We start from the raw sequence: 17,414 nt of genomic DNA, 5'->3' as shown, positions 1-17,414 counted from the left end.
GCCCCGCCTGGCCGGGACACCCGTCGCCCGGCCGGCACCTGGCCGCGAGGAGCTGCACCCGATGCCCACGACCACCGACGCCGCGTCGCCAGCCAGGCCCCGGACGGGCCGTACGGCTGTCCGGGCGCACGCCTCGGTGCGGGTGGAGCGGGGACCGCAGGGCGCTCCCCGACTCGCCGAGCTGCGCTCGGACGTGCCGATCGTCCTGCGCATGACCGGCGTGTCACCCGTTCGGACCGGGGCGCGCGCGGGCGCCGGGGCACGCGCGGACCCGGGGCCGCTGCCGACGATGACGGTCCACCTGGTCAACGGGGCCGCTGGTCCGCTGGCCGGCGACGACCTGCGGCTGGACATCTCCGTCGGGGGCGGGGTGCGCCTGGTCCTGCGCTCGGTGGCCGCGACCGTCGCGCTGCCAGGTCGCGGCCCCGGACCGTCCCGGCTGACCGTCACTGCGGAGGTCGCGGACGGCGGTGAACTCGACCTCGGTCCGGAACCGACCGTGGTTGCCGACGGGGCCGATCACCAGATCAGCACGGATGTCCGGTTGGCCGCGACGGCTCGGCTGCGGCTGCGTGAGGAGATCCTGCTCGGACGGTTCGGCGAGCCCGGCGGGTCCATCCTCAGCACGCTGCGCGTCGATGTGGCGGGCGGTGCCGAGGGTCCAGGTGCCGACCTGGCGGGTGGGCCGTTCGGATGGGTGCCCCTGCTGCGCCAGGAGCTGCTGCTCGGGCCACAGGTGCCCGGGCTGCGGGGTCCGGCCCAGTTGGGCGGTGCCCGCGCGGTCGGCTCGCTGCTCGTCGTGGCCCCCGCATGGGCCGGGGCCGGACCCGACGCCGCCGTTGCCGAGGGGGTGGCCCGGCTGCCCCTGACCGGTCCGGGCTACCTGGTGTCGGCGTTGGCCGACGATGCCGTCACCCTGCGCCGCCGGCTGACAGCACTGGCCGACCCCACGGGATGAGGCGCCGTCGGCCTCCGGCGCAGGGCTGGGTCAGCGTCCGGCGCCGGGCTGACGGTCGTCCGCCCGGGCTTGGGACTGAGCCCGGCCGGACGCGGGCACTGCGCGTGCGGCGTCCTCGCGGCGCGGCGCGTCGGTCCGCCCGGGCCTGGGGCTGGGGCGGGAGAAGCCGTCGTTCCACGGGTCATGCGGCGGCTCGACCGGGCCGGCAGCCGCCGGGATCGTCACCACCCCTGGGCCGGCGGATGCCGCGGCGGCCACCGGACCGGCCCCGGCCGGACTCGCCTCGGACGGGGCCACCGTAGCGGTGGGCTGGGCGACGGCGGAAGGCACCGACTCGGACGGCACCGACTCGGAAGGCGCCGGGACGGAAGGCGCCGTGGCCGGNGTCGTCGCGGCCGACGAGTGCCGCTCGGCCGACGGTGTCCCGTGATCGTCGTAGGTGCGGCCCTTCCAGGCGGCGCCGCGGCCGGCCCACTTGAGCCGCGCCGAGTCCAGCGTCATCCCGAGGTAGAGCACGGCGACGCCGGGCAGCAGCAGGGCGGCGGGAACCGGCTGGCGGTAGTACCGGATCATCGGCACGTACGACAAGGTCATGATCACCCAGGCGACGGCGCCGAGGATCGCGGTCGTGCCGTCGCCGGCCGCGAGGCCCGCGATGGTGGCGACCACGGGGACGACGAAGACGAGCGACATCCCGAGCACGGTGCCGAGCAGCAGCAGCGGCGAGTGNCGAAGCTGGGCGTAGGCGCTGCGGGACACCATCTTCCACAGGTCCGCCAGCCGCGGGTACGGGCGCCGACTGTGGACCTGCTCGGCGAGCCCCAGCCAGGTCCGTCCGCCGGAGCGCTTGATGATCCGGGCGATCGCGACGTCNTCGATGACCGCCCCGCGGACCTCGGCGAGCCCACCGGCCGCCAGGAGGGCCTCCCGGCGGACCAGCGAACAACCCCCGGCGGCGGCCGCCACCCGCGAACGCGGGCGGTTCGACCAGCGGAACGGATACAGCATCGCGAAGAAGTAGACGAACGCCGGCACGATGACCCGTTCCCAGACGGTCTCGGCCCGCAGCACGGCCATCTGCGAAACCATGTCCAGCCCGTGCGTGCGCGCGGAGGCCACCAGGCTGGTCAGCGAGCCCGGGTCGTGGGCGATGTCGGCGTCGGTGAGCAGCAGGAACTCGGCGTCGCCGGCGCAGTCGACGCCGCGGCGCAGGGCCCACAGCTTGCCGGTCCACCCGGGTGGGGGCTCCGTGGAGGCGGTGACCGCGGCGGTGACGCCCGTGTGCCCGTTACGCGCGGCCTGCTCCGCGAGGGCTCGGGCGACCTCCGTGGTCCCGTCGGTGGAGCCGTCGTCGACGAGGATCAGGCGGACCGGACCGGGATAGTCCTGGGCGAGCAGGGTCGGGAGGGTCACGGGCAGCACGTCGGCCTCGTCCCGCGCCGGGATGATGATCGCTACGCTGGGCCACGACGGCGGCGCCTGCCGCGCGGGGAGCCGTTGGTCGGTGCGCCAGAAGAAACCATGACCGACGGCCAGATACAACCAGGCGAGCAAGGAGGCGAGGGCTATCCACTGCAGCACAGTCACAGAGAGTGATGCTGCCACGTGCGTCGTACGGACGTCGGACGAGCGCGGTAATTGTGTGTTAAGAACTTTCCGCCCCCGGCAGGTCCGCCGCGATCGCGACGGCCCCGCCGCCGGCACCGGCCCCCGGACGCACCCCGGAAAAGAGCCNCTGAGCAGGAACGATGCCCATCCGCCATGGAGCACCCGGTGCCCTGCGGACGCAGTCGGGCCCGGCCCGTCGACCATCCGGGTGCTCCCACCCCGCGCCGCCCGGGACGACCGGGGTTAATTCCGCGGTGCCATCACATCGTCCTGTGTGTACCCCCNCCGAACGGGGCCTCGGGCGCTCCGGACGATCCTGGCTCGGCAGAGCCACCTCCGAAGGCGCCGACTGCACCATAATCAGGGGGTGACCAGAAGCCGTCGTACCGAGCAGACGGCTGACACCCGTCAGGCCCTGATCTCGGCAGCCCGCCGCCGGTTCGCCGAGCAGGGCTTCGCCGCCACGGGAACCGAGGAGATCGTCGCCGACGCCCAGGTCACCCGCGGCGCGTTGTACCACCACTTCCGCGATAAGGCCGAACTGTTCCGCACCGTGATGGAGCAGGTCGCCACCGAGGTGGCCGAGCAGCTCGTCGCGGGCGAGCTCGCGCGCGACGCCGAGCTGCCCAGCGACGCCTGGACGCAGCTGCGCCAGGGGTTCCAGTCCCTGCTCGACATCTCCACCGCGGACAGCGACTTCCAGCGCATCGTGCTGATCGACGGTCCCGCCGTCCTCGGCAACCAGGCGTGGGACGCCCTCGTCGAGCGGCACGGCTACCGGCTGCTGTCCGAATGGCTGGAACGGGCGATGGCCGAGGAGCGCATCGATCCGCTCCCCGTCGGCCCGCTGACCAGGCTGGTCGCCGCCCTGCTGTCGGAGGCGAGCATCTACACGGCGGGCGCGGCCGATCCGGACACCGCCCGCATCGAGATCGGCATCGTGCTCGACCGGCTGCTGCGTGGGCTGGGCCGGGGCGGCGACCTCGCCGAGCAGCCGCCGGTCAGCGTCGACAGCGCCGCCGGACCCCGCCACGCCCACTAGCCACACCGATCTGCTCGCCAGGCCTGCCTTTCCGGAGGGACCAAACGGACGGGGAACCCTCTGGAAGGGCGAGGTAGGCATCGGGCCCGAGAACGACGAACGCCGCCCCGGCCGCGGCGAGCGGTCGGGACGGCGTTCGGGGTGAAGCCAGCCGAACGGCGGCGGGAGGGCCGCCGCCGGGTCGGACCGTCAGATCGTCAGACTGTCAGACCTGGCGGACGGCGCGAATGGACTCCTTCAGGGAACCCATCGTCGCCAGCACGGCCGAGGTCTCGTAGCCGCAGTGCGCCATGCAGTTCGCGCACCGAGGGTCCTTGCCGCGACNGTAGGAGTCCCAGTCGGTGGTCTCGACGAGCTCCTTGTACGAGGAGACGTACCCGTCGCTCATCAGGTNGCAGGGCTTCTGCCAGCCGAACAGCNAGTAGCTCGGGATGCCCCAGGCGGTGCAGTCGAGCTCCTTCTTCCCCTCGAGGAAGTCCAGGAAGATGGGCGAGTGGTTGAGCCGGAACTTCTTGCGGCGACCCTCCGCGAAGACCTTCCCGAACATCTCGCGGGTCTCCTGGACGGCGAGGAAGTGCTCCTGGTCCGGAGCCTTCTCGTACGCGTAACCCGGCGAGAGCTGGATCTGGTCGACCTTGAGGTCGTCGTTGAGGAAGGTCAGGATGTCGATGACGTCCTGCGGGCTGTCGTTGTTGAAGAACGTGGAGTTGGTGCCGACCCGGAAGCCGGCCGCCTTCGCCGCGTGGAAGGCCCGCACGCACTCGTCGAACGTGCCCTCCTTCTCCACCACCGAGTCGTGCCGCTCGCGCAGCCCGTCGATGTGCAGCACGAAGGTGAAGTAGGGCGACGGCGTGAAGTTCTTGAGCTTCTTCTGCAGCAGCAGGCCGTTCGTGCACAGGATCACGAACTTCTTGCGCTTGACCAGCTCGTTCACGATCTCGTGGATCTGCGGGTGCATGAGCGGCTCACCGCCCGCGATCGCCACGACCGGAGCGCCACACTCCTTGACCGCGGCGAGCGCGTCCTCGGGGCTCATCCGCTGCTTCAGGACGGACGCCGGATGCTGGATCTTCCCACAGCCCGTGCACGACAGGTTGCAGGCAAACAGTGGCTCCAGCTCCAGCACGAGCGGGAAGTGCTTGCGGCGCCGCAGTTTCTGCTTCGCCAGGTAGGTACCGATACGGAGCTGGTACCGCCACTCGACCGCCACGGCGTAGCTCCCCTCTCCTCAGGTCGCCGGTGGGATGACCGATGATCTCTGCACTGACCATACAGCCTGTACGTACAGGCTGCATGTGGATCGAGCGATGAACTGTCGCACAGCTGTGTCCGGTGGCCGACCCGCTCGTCCGAGCAACCGGTCGCGGAGGGTATCCGGCCAGGTCAGGGCCTCGCACGACGGCCAAAGGACGCCGATTGCGGCCTCCGCCGGCCTCGCATCGTCAACCTTCGACGAGGCGTCGGAGGTGTGGGGACGACCTCCGGCGCGCCGGCCCGCGGGTTCCGCTGACCGGGCGACGCCGATGCCGGCAACGACGCCGACTCGTCACTCAGAGTTACACATCCTGGGGTTCCCGGCGACCGGAGCCGGTCTCAGCCGAGGATCAGGCAGCTGCTGCTGGCCGTGGCGACGACCTTNCCGTCGTCGTCGCGGACGTCCGCCTCGGCGAAGGCCACCCGGCGCCCCGGCCTGGTGGTCCAGCCGTGCGCCGTCAGCCGCTGGGGCCGGCCCGCCGCGATGCGCACCGGCCGCAGGTAGTTCACCTTGATCTCGATCGAGGTGTAGGCGACGCCGGCGTCGAGGGTGGTCTGCACCGCACAGGCGGCCGCGGTGTCGAGGATCGTGCAGAGCAGGCCGCCGTGGACCATCCCGATCGGGTTGTACGCCGACTCGTCGGGCTGACAGGTGAACACCACGTCGCCGCGCGAGACCTCGACCGGCCGGAAGTCGAACAGCCGGGAGATGGGCGGCGGCGGGATCCGGCCGTCGCGCATCGCGGTCAGGAACTCCAGGCCGCTCAGGGTGGCCGCGGCCGACGCGACCGGGATCGGGTCGTGCCAGGTGACGGACTTGCTGCGGGGCTCGCCCCAGAGCGCGGGGTCGAGCTCGGGAACGCCGGGTGCGGATTCCATCGCGGTCATGGTCAGCAGCCTAGAGACGAGGCCGTGGCGGGGATCGCGCACGGCGATCCCCGCCGAACGGTCGGGCGACCGGCGGTCGGGACCGCGAGTCGGGCTACGACGGGCCGGACACGTGCGCCGGCGCGGCACCAGCCGCGGAGGTACCAGCCGCGGCGGCACCGGCCGCGATGGCGCCCGCGCGGCGCAGCTCCTTGGGCAGGTGGAAGGCGACCGTCTCGGTACCGACGGATCGGGTGGTCACGTCCGTCGCCCCGAGGCCGGACAGCGCGGCGGTGAGCTCCTCCACCAGTGACGGCGGAGCCGAGGCGCCGGCGGAGATGCCGACCGTCTCCACCCCGTCCAGCCAGGACAGTTCCACGTCGCCGACGTTCTCGACGAGGTGGGAGGCCACCCCGTCGCGGCGGCTGACCTCCACCAGCCGCACCGAGTTCGCGCTGTTGGCCGACCCGACGACGAGGACGAGCTGCGCCTCCTGGGCGACCTTGCGCACCGCGTTCTGCCGGTTCGAGGTGGCGTAGCAGATGTCGGNGGACCCGGGGCCGACGATCGCCGGGAAGCGCTCCTTGAGCGCGTCGACGACCTCCTCGGCCTCGTCCATCGCCAGCGTGGTCTGCATGAGGTAGGTGACCCGCTCGGGGTCGGGGACGTCGAGGGCGTCGACCTCCTCGGGCGACTGCACCAGCCGGATGCGCCCAGGCGCCTCGCCCAGCGTGCCGTCGACCTCCTCGTGACCGGAGTGGCCGATGAGCAGCACGGTGTCGCCGCGGGAGGTGAACCGGCGGGCCTCGGCGTGCACCTTCTCGACCAGCGGGCAGGTCGCGTCGATGACGGAGAGCTGGCGCCCGTCGGCCTGGTTCCACACCGCCGGGGCAACCCCGTGCGCGGAGAAGACCACGGTCGCGCCGGCGGGCACCTCGTCGAGTTCCTCGACGAAGACCGCCCCGCGGGCGGCGAGGTCGGCCACCACGTGGGAGTTGTGCACGATCTGCTTGCGGACGTAGACCGGCGCGCCGTGGAGCTCCAGGGCGCGTTCGACGACCTCGATGGCGCGCTCGACCCCGGCGCAGAACGCCCGCGGTTCGGCGAGCAGCACGGTGCGCCGGCCCACCGCGGCCGCCCAGGCGCCGATGGGCAGGCCGAGCCGGCGCATCGTGCGCAGGCCCAGCACGCCGCGGCGGACCAGGTCGAGGCGGCCGAGNGGCTCGTCGGCGGTGTCGACGATGACCCGCACCGCGGCGAACGGGACATCCCCGACCCCCGCGGCGATCGGGGCGCTCTCCATGTCCACCGCGATGGCGCCGGTGGCGGCCAGCCGCGTGCGCTCGTCGCCGGTGGCGACCTTGGCCGCGGTGACGATCGGGCCGACGTGGACGGTCAGGCCGAGCCTGCGCAGGTCACCGGCCAGCAGCGGGGCGGACGCACAGCGGGCGGCGACGGAACCGTCGACGCCGCGGACCTCGCTGGCGACGACGATGTCCCCGGGCCTGATCCCGGGGGCGAGGCCGCCGGACAGGCCCACGATGGCGACGGCGTCGGGGCGCGCCTGACGGACCACCCGAGCGGCTCGGCCCGCCTTGTCGGGGCCCATACCGGTGCGCACCATGACGGTGTCCGACGGCAGGCCGGAGCGGCCGGCCGCCATCGCCTCGAAGCGCAGCGCTGTCGCGACCACGAGCCGCGCGCGTCGGCGGGGCCGGGCCACGGTCGCAGCCGGCTCCGCGGGCCGCGGTGGCGCCTGCGCCTGCCCGCCACCGACCGACGCCTCCGCGGCCGAGCCCGCCTCGGTGGACGAGCCCGGCTCGACCGGCGAACCCGCCTCGGCGGGCGAACCCGCGTCGACAGGCGAACCCGCCTCGACAGGCGAACCGACCGCGCTGGACGAACCCACCGCGACAGGCGAACCCACCGCGCTGAGCCGGCGTGCCGCGGCGGACGAGGGAACGGACGGCGACGCCGGGTCCTGGGAGGGGATCACGGCGGGTCCCCCCGCCGCGGCCGCCGGGGCCGTGCGGTCGGCGGGGGTCACGACAGCGTCGGGAGCGGTCCCGTCGCCGCCCGGGGATGGGGAGGTGCTCATGGTGTGGCCACCCCGGTGAGGCTCACGTACCGGCCGAGCGCGGTCAGCGGGAAGACCAGCCGGTACAGGTGGTAGTTCAGAGAGAAGTCGCCGGGGAAACCGGTGCCGGTGAAGTAGGGCTCGTCCCAGGTGCCGTCCGGCCGCTGGGTCTCGCACAACCAGCGCACCNCACGCTTCACGGCCAGGCTGTGCGGGTCCACCGCCAGCAGCGCGAGCAGCGCCCACGCCGTCTGCGACGCGGTGAGCTCGCCTCGGCCGATCCAGGCGGGGTCGGTGTAGGAGCGCAGGTCCTCGCCCCAGCCGCCCTCGGGCGACTGGTGCTCGAGCAGCCACCGGACCGCGGCGGTGATCGCCGGGTGGTCGGTGGGCACCCCGGCGCCGATCAGCGCCGGCACGACCGCCCCGGTGCCGTAGAGGTGGTTGACGCCCCACCGGCCGAACCAGGACCCGCCCGGCTCCTGGTTGTCCAGCAGCCACTGCACCGCCCGCTGGGTGATCGGGTGGTCGGAGCGNCCGAGGTCGGCCAGCATCTCGACGATGTGCGCGGTGACGTCCGCCGACGGCGGGTCGACCACCTCGCCGAAGTCGCAGAACGGGATCTTCGTGGTGAGCGTCCGGACGTTGTCGGCGTCGAAGGCGCCCCAGGCGCCGTTCGACGAGCGCATCCCGACGCTCCAGTCGACCCCGCGGGCCGCCGCCGCGCGCATCGCCGCGGCCAGCCGCGGGTCCGCGTCCTCGACGGTGTTCACCGGGGGGGCCTCCGCGCGGCCCTGCCGGGAGGCCGGCGGGGCGACGTGCCCCGCGCCGAGCAACCGCCGCAGCGCCAGCACCACCTCGGCGGTGTCGTCGACGTCCGGGTAGAAGTCGTTGTCGAACTCGAACGCCCAGCCGCCGGGGGCGAGCTCGGGGCGGCGCACCGCCCAGTCCCCGGCGACCCGGACCTCCTCGTCGACCAGCCAGCGGCCGGCCTTCACCATCGCCGGATGGTCGCCGGGGACGCCGGCGTCGGCGAGCGCGACGACCGCGAGCGCGGTGTCCCAGACCGGCGACTGGCAGGCCTCGATCTGGCGGATCGGGCCCTGCGGGGTGTCCCGGCGGATCACGTACCGCTCCATCCCGCGGAACGCCGTGGCGATCACCGGGTGGTTCAGCGGGTACCCCATCAGGTGCAGCGCCATGACGGAGTAGACCCAGGGCGGCTGGATGCCGCCCCAGCACCCGTCGGCCTCCTGCCGGGCGACGACCCACTCGGTGGCCCGCCGCAGCGCCAGGGTGCGCAGGAGCTTGATCGGCCGCTTCTCGTAGCGGTGCAGCAGCTTGTCGAGCCGCTCGAAGGCGCCCTCCCAGCTGCGCAGCGCGGCCGGCTTGCGCGCCGCTGCCGGCACCTTGAGCTCGTCGATGGAGAAGCCGAGGTCGTGCGACGGCCGCAGTGACCCGACGATCGTCAACGCGACGATCGTCTGGCGCGCCCAGCAGGCGAAGTCGTAGACGTTCAGCGGGATCCACGACGGCAGGAAGATCAACTCCGGCGGGATGACCGGCACGTCGTCCCAGGACCACTGGCCGAGCGCCGCCAGCCAGATTCGGGTGAACACCCGCGAGGCGGCCACCCCGCCCTGGGCGCGCACGAGCTCCGCGGCCCGGGCCATGTGCGGGGCGTCGACCGCGTCGCCGGCGAGGCGCAGCGCGATGTAGGCCTCGATGGTGGTGGACAGGTCGGCCGGGCCGCCGTAGAAAGTGGGCCAGCCGCCGTCCGCGAGCTGCTGGGAACGGATCCAGCGGGCGGTCTGCTCGGTCTCGTCGTCACCGCGGATGCCGAGGAACTGCTTCATGAACAGGTCCTCGGCGTCCATCGTGACGTTCGTCTCGAGGTCGCCCTTCCACCAGCCCTCCTCCGACTGCAGCGCGAGGAGATGGTCCCGGGCGCGCGCCGTGGCAACGCCCGCGCTGGCCGGGCCGGCCGCCTGCGGCCGGCCGGTGGCGGCGGGCAGCGGCGGTGAGGACCGGGAGATCCCGTAGGCGTCGGCCGTGGCGGGCACCGGGATGGTGGGCCGCTTCGGGCTCTTCTCGGCAGTCGGAGCAGCCGGGGACGGGTCCGAGGTCAGGCTCATCGACGACTCCCCTCGTCGTACGTGCGATGGTCAAGCGTGCGATCGCCAGGCTGATCGCCGGTCTGTCCGGTGTCGCGGCGGCCCGGTGGGGCCGCCCGCCGGTCGAGCCGTGGCGGGGCGCCGCCCGGCCTCCCGGCATCACCCCGGCCTGGTTCGGGGCGGCGGGTGGACCAGGCGGCATGGGCGCCTGTGCTCACCTGCGGCCTCCTCAGCGATCGCGCTCGGTCACGAAGCGGGCGAGGGCGAGCAGCTCCGCCTCGACCGCGGCCGGCATCGACAGCGAGCGCAGCACGTTCTCGCACGCCTTGAGCTGCCGGTCGGCCTCGGCGGTGGTCCAGTCCCGCCCGCCCGCCTGTTCGACCAGTTCGGCGATGTGCGCGAGTTCCGCCTCGCTCGACTCGCCGGTGCCGACGAGGAAGGCACGCAGCTCCTCGGCGGCGGCGCCGCCGGCCTCCAGCGCGACCACCACCGGCACGGACTTCTTGCGGGAACGCAGGTCCGACAGCACCGGCTTGCCGGTGACCGCCGGGTCGCCCCAGATGCCGAGCAGGTCGTCGATGAGCTGGAAGGCCGTGCCGAGGCGGGAGCCGTACTCGGCGAGCGCGTCGACCATCTCGTCGCCGGCACCGGCGAGCACGGCGCCCAGCGACGCCGAACAGGCCAGCAGCGCGCCGGTCTTGCCGTCCTCCATCCGCAGCGTGTCGGCCACGGTGACGTCGGAACGGCTTTCGAACATCAGGTCCTCGGCCTGGCCGCGGACCAGATCCTGGACGCCGGCGCCGAGGATCAGCGCCGCGCGCCGCGCGGCGTCGCCCTCGACCTCCAGCAGAACCTGGGTGGCGAGCCCCAGCAGGGCGTCGCCGGCCAGGATCGCGCCGTCGGCGCCGAAGACCGTCCAGGCCGTCGGCCGGTGGCGGCGCTCGGTGTCGCCGTCCATCAGGTCGTCGTGCAGCAGCGAGAAGTCGTGCACGAGCTCGACGGCGACCGCGGCCGGCAGGCCGACCTCCGCCGGCGCGCCGGCCGCCTCGGCGGACAGCAGCGCCAACGCCGGGCGGACGAGCTTGCCACCGCCACCGGGCAGCGGTTCGCCGGCGGCGTCCACCCAGCCGCGGTGGTAGGCGACGACGTGGCGAAGGCGCGGGTGCAGGCGGTCCACCACGGCGCGCAGCGCCGGCACGGTGAGGGTCCGCCCCCGCTCGATCGCATCCGGAACCGTCATGGTCATACCGGGAATCCCCCTGTGGATGAGTGCCCTGGCTGGCCGGTGGGCACCGGCCCGGTGACCGCCTTCGTTGCGGCGGTCACCGCGTTCTCCCCCCGTGGATCCGGAGAATCCGACGAATCCGATGCATTCGGTGCAACCGCTGTATCCAGCACAAGCGATGGGTCTGATGGGACTGACGTAGGTTCTGACGGGTCTGACGCAGGTGTGGTGCTCGTGGCGGGCGCCCCGTCGGCGCCCTGCCGTGGGAGTCTCCGAGCCGGCGCCGGTGGTCGACCGGCGGCCCCCCGGACTCCCCCGGCGGACCCGGCCAACCCGTTGACGACGACCCCCATACCGGCCAGGCTCTCACGGGTTGCAGCGAGTCCGCTACGCACAGCAGATTCCATGGTCGCGGGCCATCCGGTGTCGGTCCAGGTGCCGGCCAGGGCAAAGCCGGGCAGTCCGGTCGAGGTACCCGGGCNCAACGCGAGCGAACCGGGCGCCTGCCGGAAGGTGGCCGTGCGCTCCCGGGTCACGAAGACCTCGATCGGCGCGGCCGCGCGGGCGGCCGGGAACAGCCGGGCCATCTCGTCGACGAACAACGTGCGCAGCTCGTTCGCCGACCGGTCGATCCACGGCTCGGCGGCCGACTGGGNCAGCGCCAGGTACTGGGCACCCGGCGGACCCGAGGCGGCCAGGCCGGAGGAGATCGTCCGGTCGAAGATCCACTGGATCGGCGAGTCGACGACGGCCAGGAACGGCCCCTCGATCACCTGCCGTGGATAGATCATGTGCACGTTGATGATCGGCGAGTCGCCCAGCTCACGCAGCCGCTCGGGTCGCGGGCCGGCCCCGGCCGGCAGCAGGTCCGCCGCCGCCGGTGGCGGCACCGCGAGGACCACGGCGTCGGCGTGCAGCCGGCCCGCGGCGTCGGTGCCGGGCACCGCCTCGCCGCGGCTGGTCCCGCCCGCGGTGACCGCGAGCTCCCAGCCGCCGCCCGCGGCGGTGATGGCGCGGACCTTGGCCCCCAGGTGGACGTCGGCGCCGGCCGCGGTCAGGGCGGCCATCGCCGCGTCGCCGTGCAGCCGGGACAGCGGGACCTCCGCCCAGCCGAGGTCGCCGGCGTCGGCGCCGTCCAGCAGGCCCGTACGCACGACCTTGGCCGCCAGGCCCAGCGAGGCCTCGGCGGCCGGCGCGTTCAGCGTCGCCACGGTCAGCAGCTCCCACAGCGCCTTCGTCGCCGCCGGGCCCTGGCCGTGGCTGGCCAGCCACGCGCCGAACGACCGTTCGTCCACCGCCGCGGACCGCTGGTCGAGGCGACCGAGCTGGAAGGCCGCGAGCCCGGCGCGCAGCCGCTCGGCGAGCGGCAGCGCCCGGTAGCCCAGCAGCGCCGGGGCCAGGTGCAGCGGCGCGGGCAGGCGCACGCTGGTGCGCCGCAGTCGGGTCCGGGTGAGCGAGTCCCCGAGGAGCACCGGGACGTCCAGGCGGGGCTGCAGGGNGGTCAGGTGCTCCACCCCGAGGCGCGCCAGCAGTCCGCGGTAGGCGGTGCAGCAGCGCATGAACACGTGCTGACCGGTGTCGATCCACAGGTCTCCCCGTCGGAACGACGTCGTCTGACCGCCCAGGCGCGGCCGGGCCTCCAGCAGCGTCACCCGCGCGCCGCTGTCCACGGCGAGCAGCGCCGCGGCCATCCCGGCGAGACCTCCGCCGACGACGACCAGGTGCGGTCGGGACCCGTCCCGACCTGCCACGGTCGCGCCGGCGGCCTCGGTGGCCTCACTCACCCCGGCGGTCATGCGGCGCTCGTCTCCGGTCGCCCGGCGAGGCTGCGGGCGGCGACGACCGCCTTCTGCCACCCGGGCAGCGCCAGCCGACGGTCCAGCACGGCGGCCGGTTCGTTCTTGATCCGCCGATTGAGCCGCAGGTAGATGCCGGCCATCGCGCCGCAACAGGCCGCGCTGCGCCGGTCGAGCAGGTCGAGCAGCACCATGCCGCGGTCGTACCACTCCTCGGCCCGCTGCGCCGAGGACCGCAGGTAGCCCAGCAGTGCCGTCGGCGGCCCGCCGAGTCGACCGCTGGCGTCCACGGCGAGCTCGATCCCGGCGGCCTTGAGCTCCTGCGCCGGCAGGTAGATGCGCCCGCCGAGCAGGTCCTCGCGGACGTCACGAAGGATGTTCGTCTGCTGCAGGGCCACGCCGAGGGCGTCGGCGATGGCCGGCGCCGAGCGGTCGGAGGCCGCCTGCTCGGTGCCGAAGATGCCCAGCGAGAGCCGGCCGATCGTGCCGGCGACGAGCCGGCAGTAGCCGACCATGTCGTCGAACGTGTCGTACGTGGTGCCGTGCACGTCACTCTCGACGCCGTCGGCGAGTTCGATGAACGCCNCCAGCGGGATCGGGAAGCGCCGGGCGGCGTCGTCGAGGGCGACGTACATCGGGTCGGAGCTGCCCGCGCCCAGGTTGTTGACCTCGGCTCGGACCTGGGCGAGCCCGGCAAGCTTCTCCTCGGGCGGCAGATCCCCGTCACCGATGTCGTCCAGGTGGCGGGCCAGCGCGTAGACGGCGCTGAGCGCCCCCCGTTTCTCCGGGGGCAGCAGCCGGATGCCGTAGGAGAAGTTCCGCGCCGCCTCCTTCGNGAGGGCCTCGCAGGCGGCGTAGGCCTCGGCCACGGTGGGCCGGCTCGTCGGGTTCGGCACCGGGCTGGTCATCGGCCCTCCCCCGCAGCGCGCTCGCGCTTGGCCGCGACGCCGGCCGTGCCGGTCGCGGTCGCCACCGCCGCGGCGGTGCGGGCCGCCGCCGGCGCTCCCGGGGCCGCCGACTGCGCGAGCGCCACCAGTGCGAAGCGCGCCATCCGCGGCTTGGGTGCCTTGGGTGGACCGCCGAGCACGTCGTAGTCGGCGCGGCGGATCGCGTCGAGCGCCGCCCGGCCGCCGCCGACGAAGCCGGCCAGGGCCAGCCGCAGCCGGCCCGGCACGGTCGCGACCAGCGGCGCGCCCTGGTCCATCACGGTGCGGGCGCGGCTGACCTCGAAGGCCATCAGGTGGCGCACCGCGGGGCTCGCCGCCTTCGCCCGCAGGTCGTCCTCGGTGACCCCGAAGGTGTCGAGGTCCTCCCGCGGCAGGTAGATGCGCCCGGCGGCGAGGTCCTCGGCGACGTCCTGCCAGTGCTCGGCGAGCTGCAGCGCGGTACACACCTTGTCGGAGAGCACGACCCGGTCGGGGGTGGCGAGCCCGAACACGCCGAGCACCATCCGTCCGATCGGATCGGCCGACAGGGTGCAGTAGCGGACCAGGTCGTCGAACGTGTCGTAGCGGGTGACCCGCTGGTCCTGACGGTTGGCCTCGACGAGCCGCTCGAAGGGCTCGGCGGGCAGGTCGCAGGCGCGCACGGTGGGCGCGAGCAGGCGCAGGACGCCGAGTTCCGGCTCACCGCCGGCCCAGATCACCGACAGATCCGCGGAGACGCGGTCGAGCAGGGCGAGCCGATCGCCCGCGGCCTCGTCGCCGAGGTTGTCGACGAACCGGCTGAAGGCGTACAGGGCGTTGAAGTGGGCGCGCACGGCCGCGGGCAGCACGATCGGCGAGACCGGGAAGTTCTCCGCCGGCGCGGCGCNCAGGAGCTGTTCGGCGGGAGTGGACAGGCCCGTCGCGCCCGACAGCGCAGGCGTGCGTGGTGGGCCGGTTGGGGCGTCGATGGCGGTCATACGCCTCTCCTTCGATGACGGTCTGCACTCCGGGCGCGGTGTGCCGGGATGGGGGTCCCTGCGCCAGGCCGCGGCCGGCGCCCGGGATCCTGGCCGGAGCCGGATCCTGGCCGGCGCCGCGGCCTTGGGCAGCGCCGAGGTTCGGCGGGTTCTGCGCTGGCGACGACCCGGTCCGCCGACGGACCAGGGCGCCCGATCGCACCGGAGGTCATGGGCGCGCCTCACGCGGGACCTGCTGCGCAGGTCCGGACGGACCGACACAGGTGACCGGTCCTGGCAGGCGCGCCGTGGTGCCGCCCGGGTTCCGGCGGCGCGGGGCCGACGGCGCCCTGCGCCCTCGGCCCCACCCTGCGCGTCTGCCGCCGGCGGCCCGAAGGCCGCCGCAGCTGTGGTCGGTGTCACTCACCCCCAATGGGCGACACGGGCCAGCCGGCAGCACGCCCCCGGTACCGGATCATCCGAAGACACCCGCCAACCTGCGGTACAGCGACGGCACCGCGCCGTGGACCCGCACCGCGCCGAGCAGCCACCCTGGGACCCAGACCTCCGCGCTACCCCGTCCCGCCGCCGCCAGCATGCGCTCGGCGACCAGCGCGGCCGGGATCGGCCGCGGCCATCGCCGCACGTACGGCGCACCGCGGCGGTGGAAGAACGGGGTGTCGACGACGCCAGGTAAACACAACGTCACCGTGATGNCGCGTCCGGCGACTTCGGCCCGCAGTGCGTCAGCGAAGCCGACCATCGCCGCCTTCGTCGCGGAGTAGGCCACCTCGCCGCGCACGCCGAGCGCACCGGCGATGCTGCCGACGATCAGGATGCGCCCCTGCCCACGATCCAGCATGGCCGGCAGCATGGCCCGGACGAGCGCCATCGGCGACAGGACGTTGACCGCGACGAGTTCCGCGATCGCCTCCGGCGACATCATGTCGAACGGGCCGGCGGCGCCGAGCCCCGCCGAGCACACCAGCAGGTCGACATCGCCGAGCAGCTCACTGGCCCGGGAGGCGACCGCCACCTCCGAACCGGCGGCCGACAGGTCGACGGAGATGCGGTGACCCTCCGTGGCGGCAGCGACCTCGTCCAGCGCCGCGCCGTTGCGGCCGACCAGCAGCGAGCGACAGCCGCCGGCGGCCAGCAGCAGGGCTGCTTCTCGCCCGATGCCACTGGATGCGCCGGTCACGACGGCCGTTCGAGGCGGCCAGGTGGCGGGGGCTGTGCCCGTTCGCGCGGTCCGGTTGGTGAGGACGGTCAACCCTCCCTCACGGAAAGCAGGCCGGGACCGTGTGCTCATGACACACCACTTCCGGTCGTTCCTTTCACGCAGTTCTCCCCCGCGGGCACTGGTTGCACGTCACCTGCTACTTTCCCCACTCATCTCGCCCCGCGTCGCGAGGTGGCCCGACCCAGCGTGATCGGCATGGTCCGATGGCACGAGCTCTCCCGTCGGACCACCGCTTCGACCACACTCGATGGCCGTGCCGATCCGGACAGCTACTGCTTCTCAAGCGTCGGACTTCAGGACCCCGGGCGCGCGAGCGCCACCGGGTCCACGACTCCCACCATTTCACCGTCCCGCCGTCGGATCGTCCATGGTCAGATGGGCGACATCGGGGCGGGCGGATCACATGCGCGGCTCCGGACTCCCTATCACACTCCCTCTATCGCCACGGTCCCCNCTATCAGGGCCGCCCGCTATCGCCGGCCGCGGGTGCGGTCCGATTTGACGGTCGTACGATGGATTCGGGATCTTCTGCTGGGACGCGCGAACCGCTTCCCACGGCCGGCCCGGGTATTGGGGCGATTTCCCACCGCATTGCCTACGCCGGAATTACCCGGCGACGATCCGCGGCAGGGCTGTCACCACGACATCACAACCGGCGGGCGCAGGCCCGTCACCTCTGCCGTCAGTACCCTGCCGGCAGTCCGATCGGGTCGCCACCGGAGCAGCCACGTCGGCGCCCAGGTTCATCCGTGGATCGTTCCCGCGCCGGGTCGGGCCGGTCCGCGACGTACGCCGGACAGGCTGGTGGGGCATCGTCCGAGCACTGATCCATCCTCCACACGACGACCACCCTACCGCCTTCGACAAACGTGATCGAAAGCGGCATTTCTCCGAACCTAATGGACGGACCGCCGGGCGTGGATATCACCCGCCACGGTGACATCCGACACATGTGCCCCGAAGTTGCATCACGGGAGGTCCGACAGTGGTCGCCGGCACGACGACGGAGGCACGTTCGGTGGCCGCCGGGGGTGCCGACTACCCCAATCGGACACTCAACCGCACCAGTCGATCACCCGCACGAATNCCGGTTCAATCCACTCATCCATCCAGCGGATGGACTACCCCGGGTGGATGCCCGACGGATTCGGCCCACCGATCCGGGTGACCCCGACTCCCCGCACACCGGGAAGCGAGGATGCGGAAGAAACCGACGCGGACAGCNCCCCGGATGTCGCGGATTCCACGCACGATCCGGTGGTCCCGGTGGACCGGGCGCCCTCGCCCCCGCCCGGTCGGCAGGCGGTTCCCGGCGGCCAGGGCACCGGTTCCTCGGCGCCGAGGGCGGCGA

Annotated in this window: 9 protein-coding genes and 17 pseudogenes; 2 read left to right on the top strand and 24 right to left on the bottom strand. The window is 73.5% G+C overall.

Going from position 1 to position 17,414, the window contains the following annotated elements:
* Positions 1–61: 61 nt before the first annotated feature.
* Positions 62–958 carry an urease accessory protein UreD gene (locus UK94_RS21300; protein WP_041938919.1) on the top strand — a complete coding sequence of 299 codons (897 nt, stop codon included), beginning with the start codon at positions 62–64 and terminating at the stop codon, positions 956–958.
* Between the two features lie 385 nt (positions 959–1,343).
* Here UK94_RS21300 and UK94_RS60735 read toward each other — a convergent pair.
* The 3 genes and pseudogenes from UK94_RS60735 to UK94_RS60725 all read right to left on the bottom strand — a co-directional run.
* A pseudogene (locus UK94_RS60735) lies at positions 1,344–1,687 on the bottom strand (glycosyl transferase); the annotation flags it as partial.
* Between the two features lies 1 nt (position 1,688).
* Positions 1,689–1,831, bottom strand: a pseudogene (locus UK94_RS60730) (glycosyl transferase); the annotation flags it as partial.
* Between the two features lies 1 nt (position 1,832).
* Positions 1,833–2,563 (bottom strand): glycosyltransferase (locus UK94_RS60725; RefSeq protein WP_235489053.1); only part of this gene is annotated, 731 nt, incomplete at its 3' end.
* Between the two features lie 370 nt (positions 2,564–2,933).
* Between UK94_RS60725 and UK94_RS21290 the strand changes: the two genes are divergently transcribed.
* Positions 2,934–3,608: a TetR family transcriptional regulator gene (locus UK94_RS21290; RefSeq protein ID WP_011602629.1), complete on the top strand. Its 675-nt coding sequence runs from the start codon at positions 2,934–2,936 to the stop codon at positions 3,606–3,608.
* Positions 3,609–3,813: 205 nt separating this feature from the next.
* On the opposite strand, the pseudogene UK94_RS60720 reads toward UK94_RS21290, so the two are convergent.
* The 21 genes and pseudogenes from UK94_RS60720 to UK94_RS21245 all read right to left on the bottom strand — a co-directional run.
* Positions 3,814–3,932: pseudogene (locus UK94_RS60720) on the bottom strand (DUF3463 domain-containing protein); the annotation flags it as partial.
* Position 3,933: 1 nt separating this feature from the next.
* Positions 3,934–4,001 (bottom strand): annotated as a pseudogene (locus UK94_RS60715) (hypothetical protein); the annotation flags it as partial.
* Positions 4,002–4,028: 27 nt separating this feature from the next.
* Positions 4,029–4,818: adenosyl-hopene transferase HpnH (hpnH, locus tag UK94_RS21285; RefSeq protein ID WP_235489051.1), on the bottom strand; the 790-nt coding region annotated here is incomplete at its 3' end.
* Between the two features lie 383 nt (positions 4,819–5,201).
* A pseudogene (locus tag UK94_RS74620) lies at positions 5,202–5,246 on the bottom strand (hypothetical protein); the annotation flags it as partial.
* Position 5,247: 1 nt separating this feature from the next.
* Positions 5,248–5,603 (bottom strand): PaaI family thioesterase (locus tag UK94_RS21280; protein WP_313949565.1); only part of this gene is annotated, 356 nt, incomplete at its 3' end.
* Positions 5,604–5,844: 241 nt separating this feature from the next.
* A pseudogene (locus tag UK94_RS60705) lies at positions 5,845–6,278 on the bottom strand (4-hydroxy-3-methylbut-2-enyl diphosphate reductase); the annotation flags it as partial.
* Between the two features lies 1 nt (position 6,279).
* Positions 6,280–6,948: pseudogene (ispH, locus tag UK94_RS60700) on the bottom strand (4-hydroxy-3-methylbut-2-enyl diphosphate reductase); the annotation flags it as partial.
* A gap of 1 nt (position 6,949) precedes the next feature.
* Positions 6,950–7,353, bottom strand: a pseudogene (locus UK94_RS76345) (4-hydroxy-3-methylbut-2-enyl diphosphate reductase); the annotation flags it as partial.
* Between the two features lie 470 nt (positions 7,354–7,823).
* Positions 7,824–7,995: pseudogene (locus UK94_RS60690) on the bottom strand (hypothetical protein); the annotation flags it as partial.
* 1 nt (position 7,996) lies between these two features.
* Positions 7,997–8,339, bottom strand: a pseudogene (locus tag UK94_RS60685) (prenyltransferase/squalene oxidase repeat-containing protein); the annotation flags it as partial.
* A 1-nt stretch (position 8,340) separates the two neighbouring features.
* On the bottom strand, positions 8,341–9,938 hold a 1,598-nt coding region (locus tag UK94_RS21270), incomplete at its 3' end, for a prenyltransferase/squalene oxidase repeat-containing protein (protein ID WP_235489049.1).
* Between the two features lie 208 nt (positions 9,939–10,146).
* On the bottom strand, positions 10,147–11,163 hold the full coding sequence (locus UK94_RS21265) for a polyprenyl synthetase family protein (RefSeq protein WP_011602626.1): 1,017 nt from the start codon (positions 11,161–11,163) through the stop codon (positions 10,147–10,149).
* Positions 11,160–11,623 (bottom strand): annotated as a pseudogene (locus UK94_RS60680) (FAD-dependent oxidoreductase); the annotation flags it as partial. The pseudogene UK94_RS60680 and the gene UK94_RS21265, both read right to left, overlap by 4 nt.
* Before the next feature lies 1 nt (position 11,624).
* Positions 11,625–11,797 (bottom strand): annotated as a pseudogene (locus UK94_RS60675) (phytoene dehydrogenase); the annotation flags it as partial.
* 1 nt (position 11,798) lies between these two features.
* Positions 11,799–12,640: pseudogene (locus UK94_RS60670) on the bottom strand (FAD-dependent oxidoreductase); the annotation flags it as partial.
* Position 12,641: 1 nt separating this feature from the next.
* Positions 12,642–12,938, bottom strand: a 297-nt coding sequence (locus UK94_RS60665) for an FAD-dependent oxidoreductase (protein ID WP_235489047.1), incomplete at its 3' end; no start/stop codon positions are given.
* Positions 12,935–13,523: pseudogene (locus UK94_RS60660) on the bottom strand (squalene/phytoene synthase family protein); the annotation flags it as partial. The gene UK94_RS60665 and the pseudogene UK94_RS60660, both read right to left, overlap by 4 nt.
* 1 nt (position 13,524) lies before the next feature.
* A pseudogene (locus UK94_RS60655) lies at positions 13,525–13,773 on the bottom strand (squalene/phytoene synthase family protein); the annotation flags it as partial.
* A gap of 69 nt (positions 13,774–13,842) precedes the next feature.
* Positions 13,843–14,750 (bottom strand): annotated as a pseudogene (hpnC, locus tag UK94_RS21250) (squalene synthase HpnC); the annotation flags it as partial.
* 545 nt (positions 14,751–15,295) lie between these two features.
* Positions 15,296–15,536, bottom strand: a pseudogene (locus tag UK94_RS60650) (short-chain dehydrogenase); the annotation flags it as partial.
* 1 nt (position 15,537) lies between these two features.
* Positions 15,538–16,132: SDR family NAD(P)-dependent oxidoreductase (locus tag UK94_RS21245; protein WP_235489045.1), on the bottom strand; the 595-nt coding region annotated here is incomplete at its 3' end.
* Positions 16,133–17,414: the final 1,282 nt, after the last annotated feature.

Source organism: Frankia sp. AvcI1 (genome assembly GCF_001420875.1).
In the GTDB taxonomy this organism is placed as follows: Bacteria; Actinomycetota; Actinomycetes; order Frankiales; family Frankiaceae; genus Frankia; species Frankia alni.
This window is presented reverse-complemented; position numbering and strand designations above follow the sequence as displayed.

Excerpts from the sequence above, each read along its gene's own strand:
- UK94_RS21265 (WP_011602626.1), bottom strand. The coding sequence starts at position 11,163 with ATGACCATGACGGTTCCGGATGCGATCGAGCGGGGGCGGACCCTCACC.
- UK94_RS21300 (WP_041938919.1), top strand. The coding sequence starts at position 62 with ATGCCCACGACCACCGACGCCGCGTCGCCAGCCAGGCCCCGGACGGGC.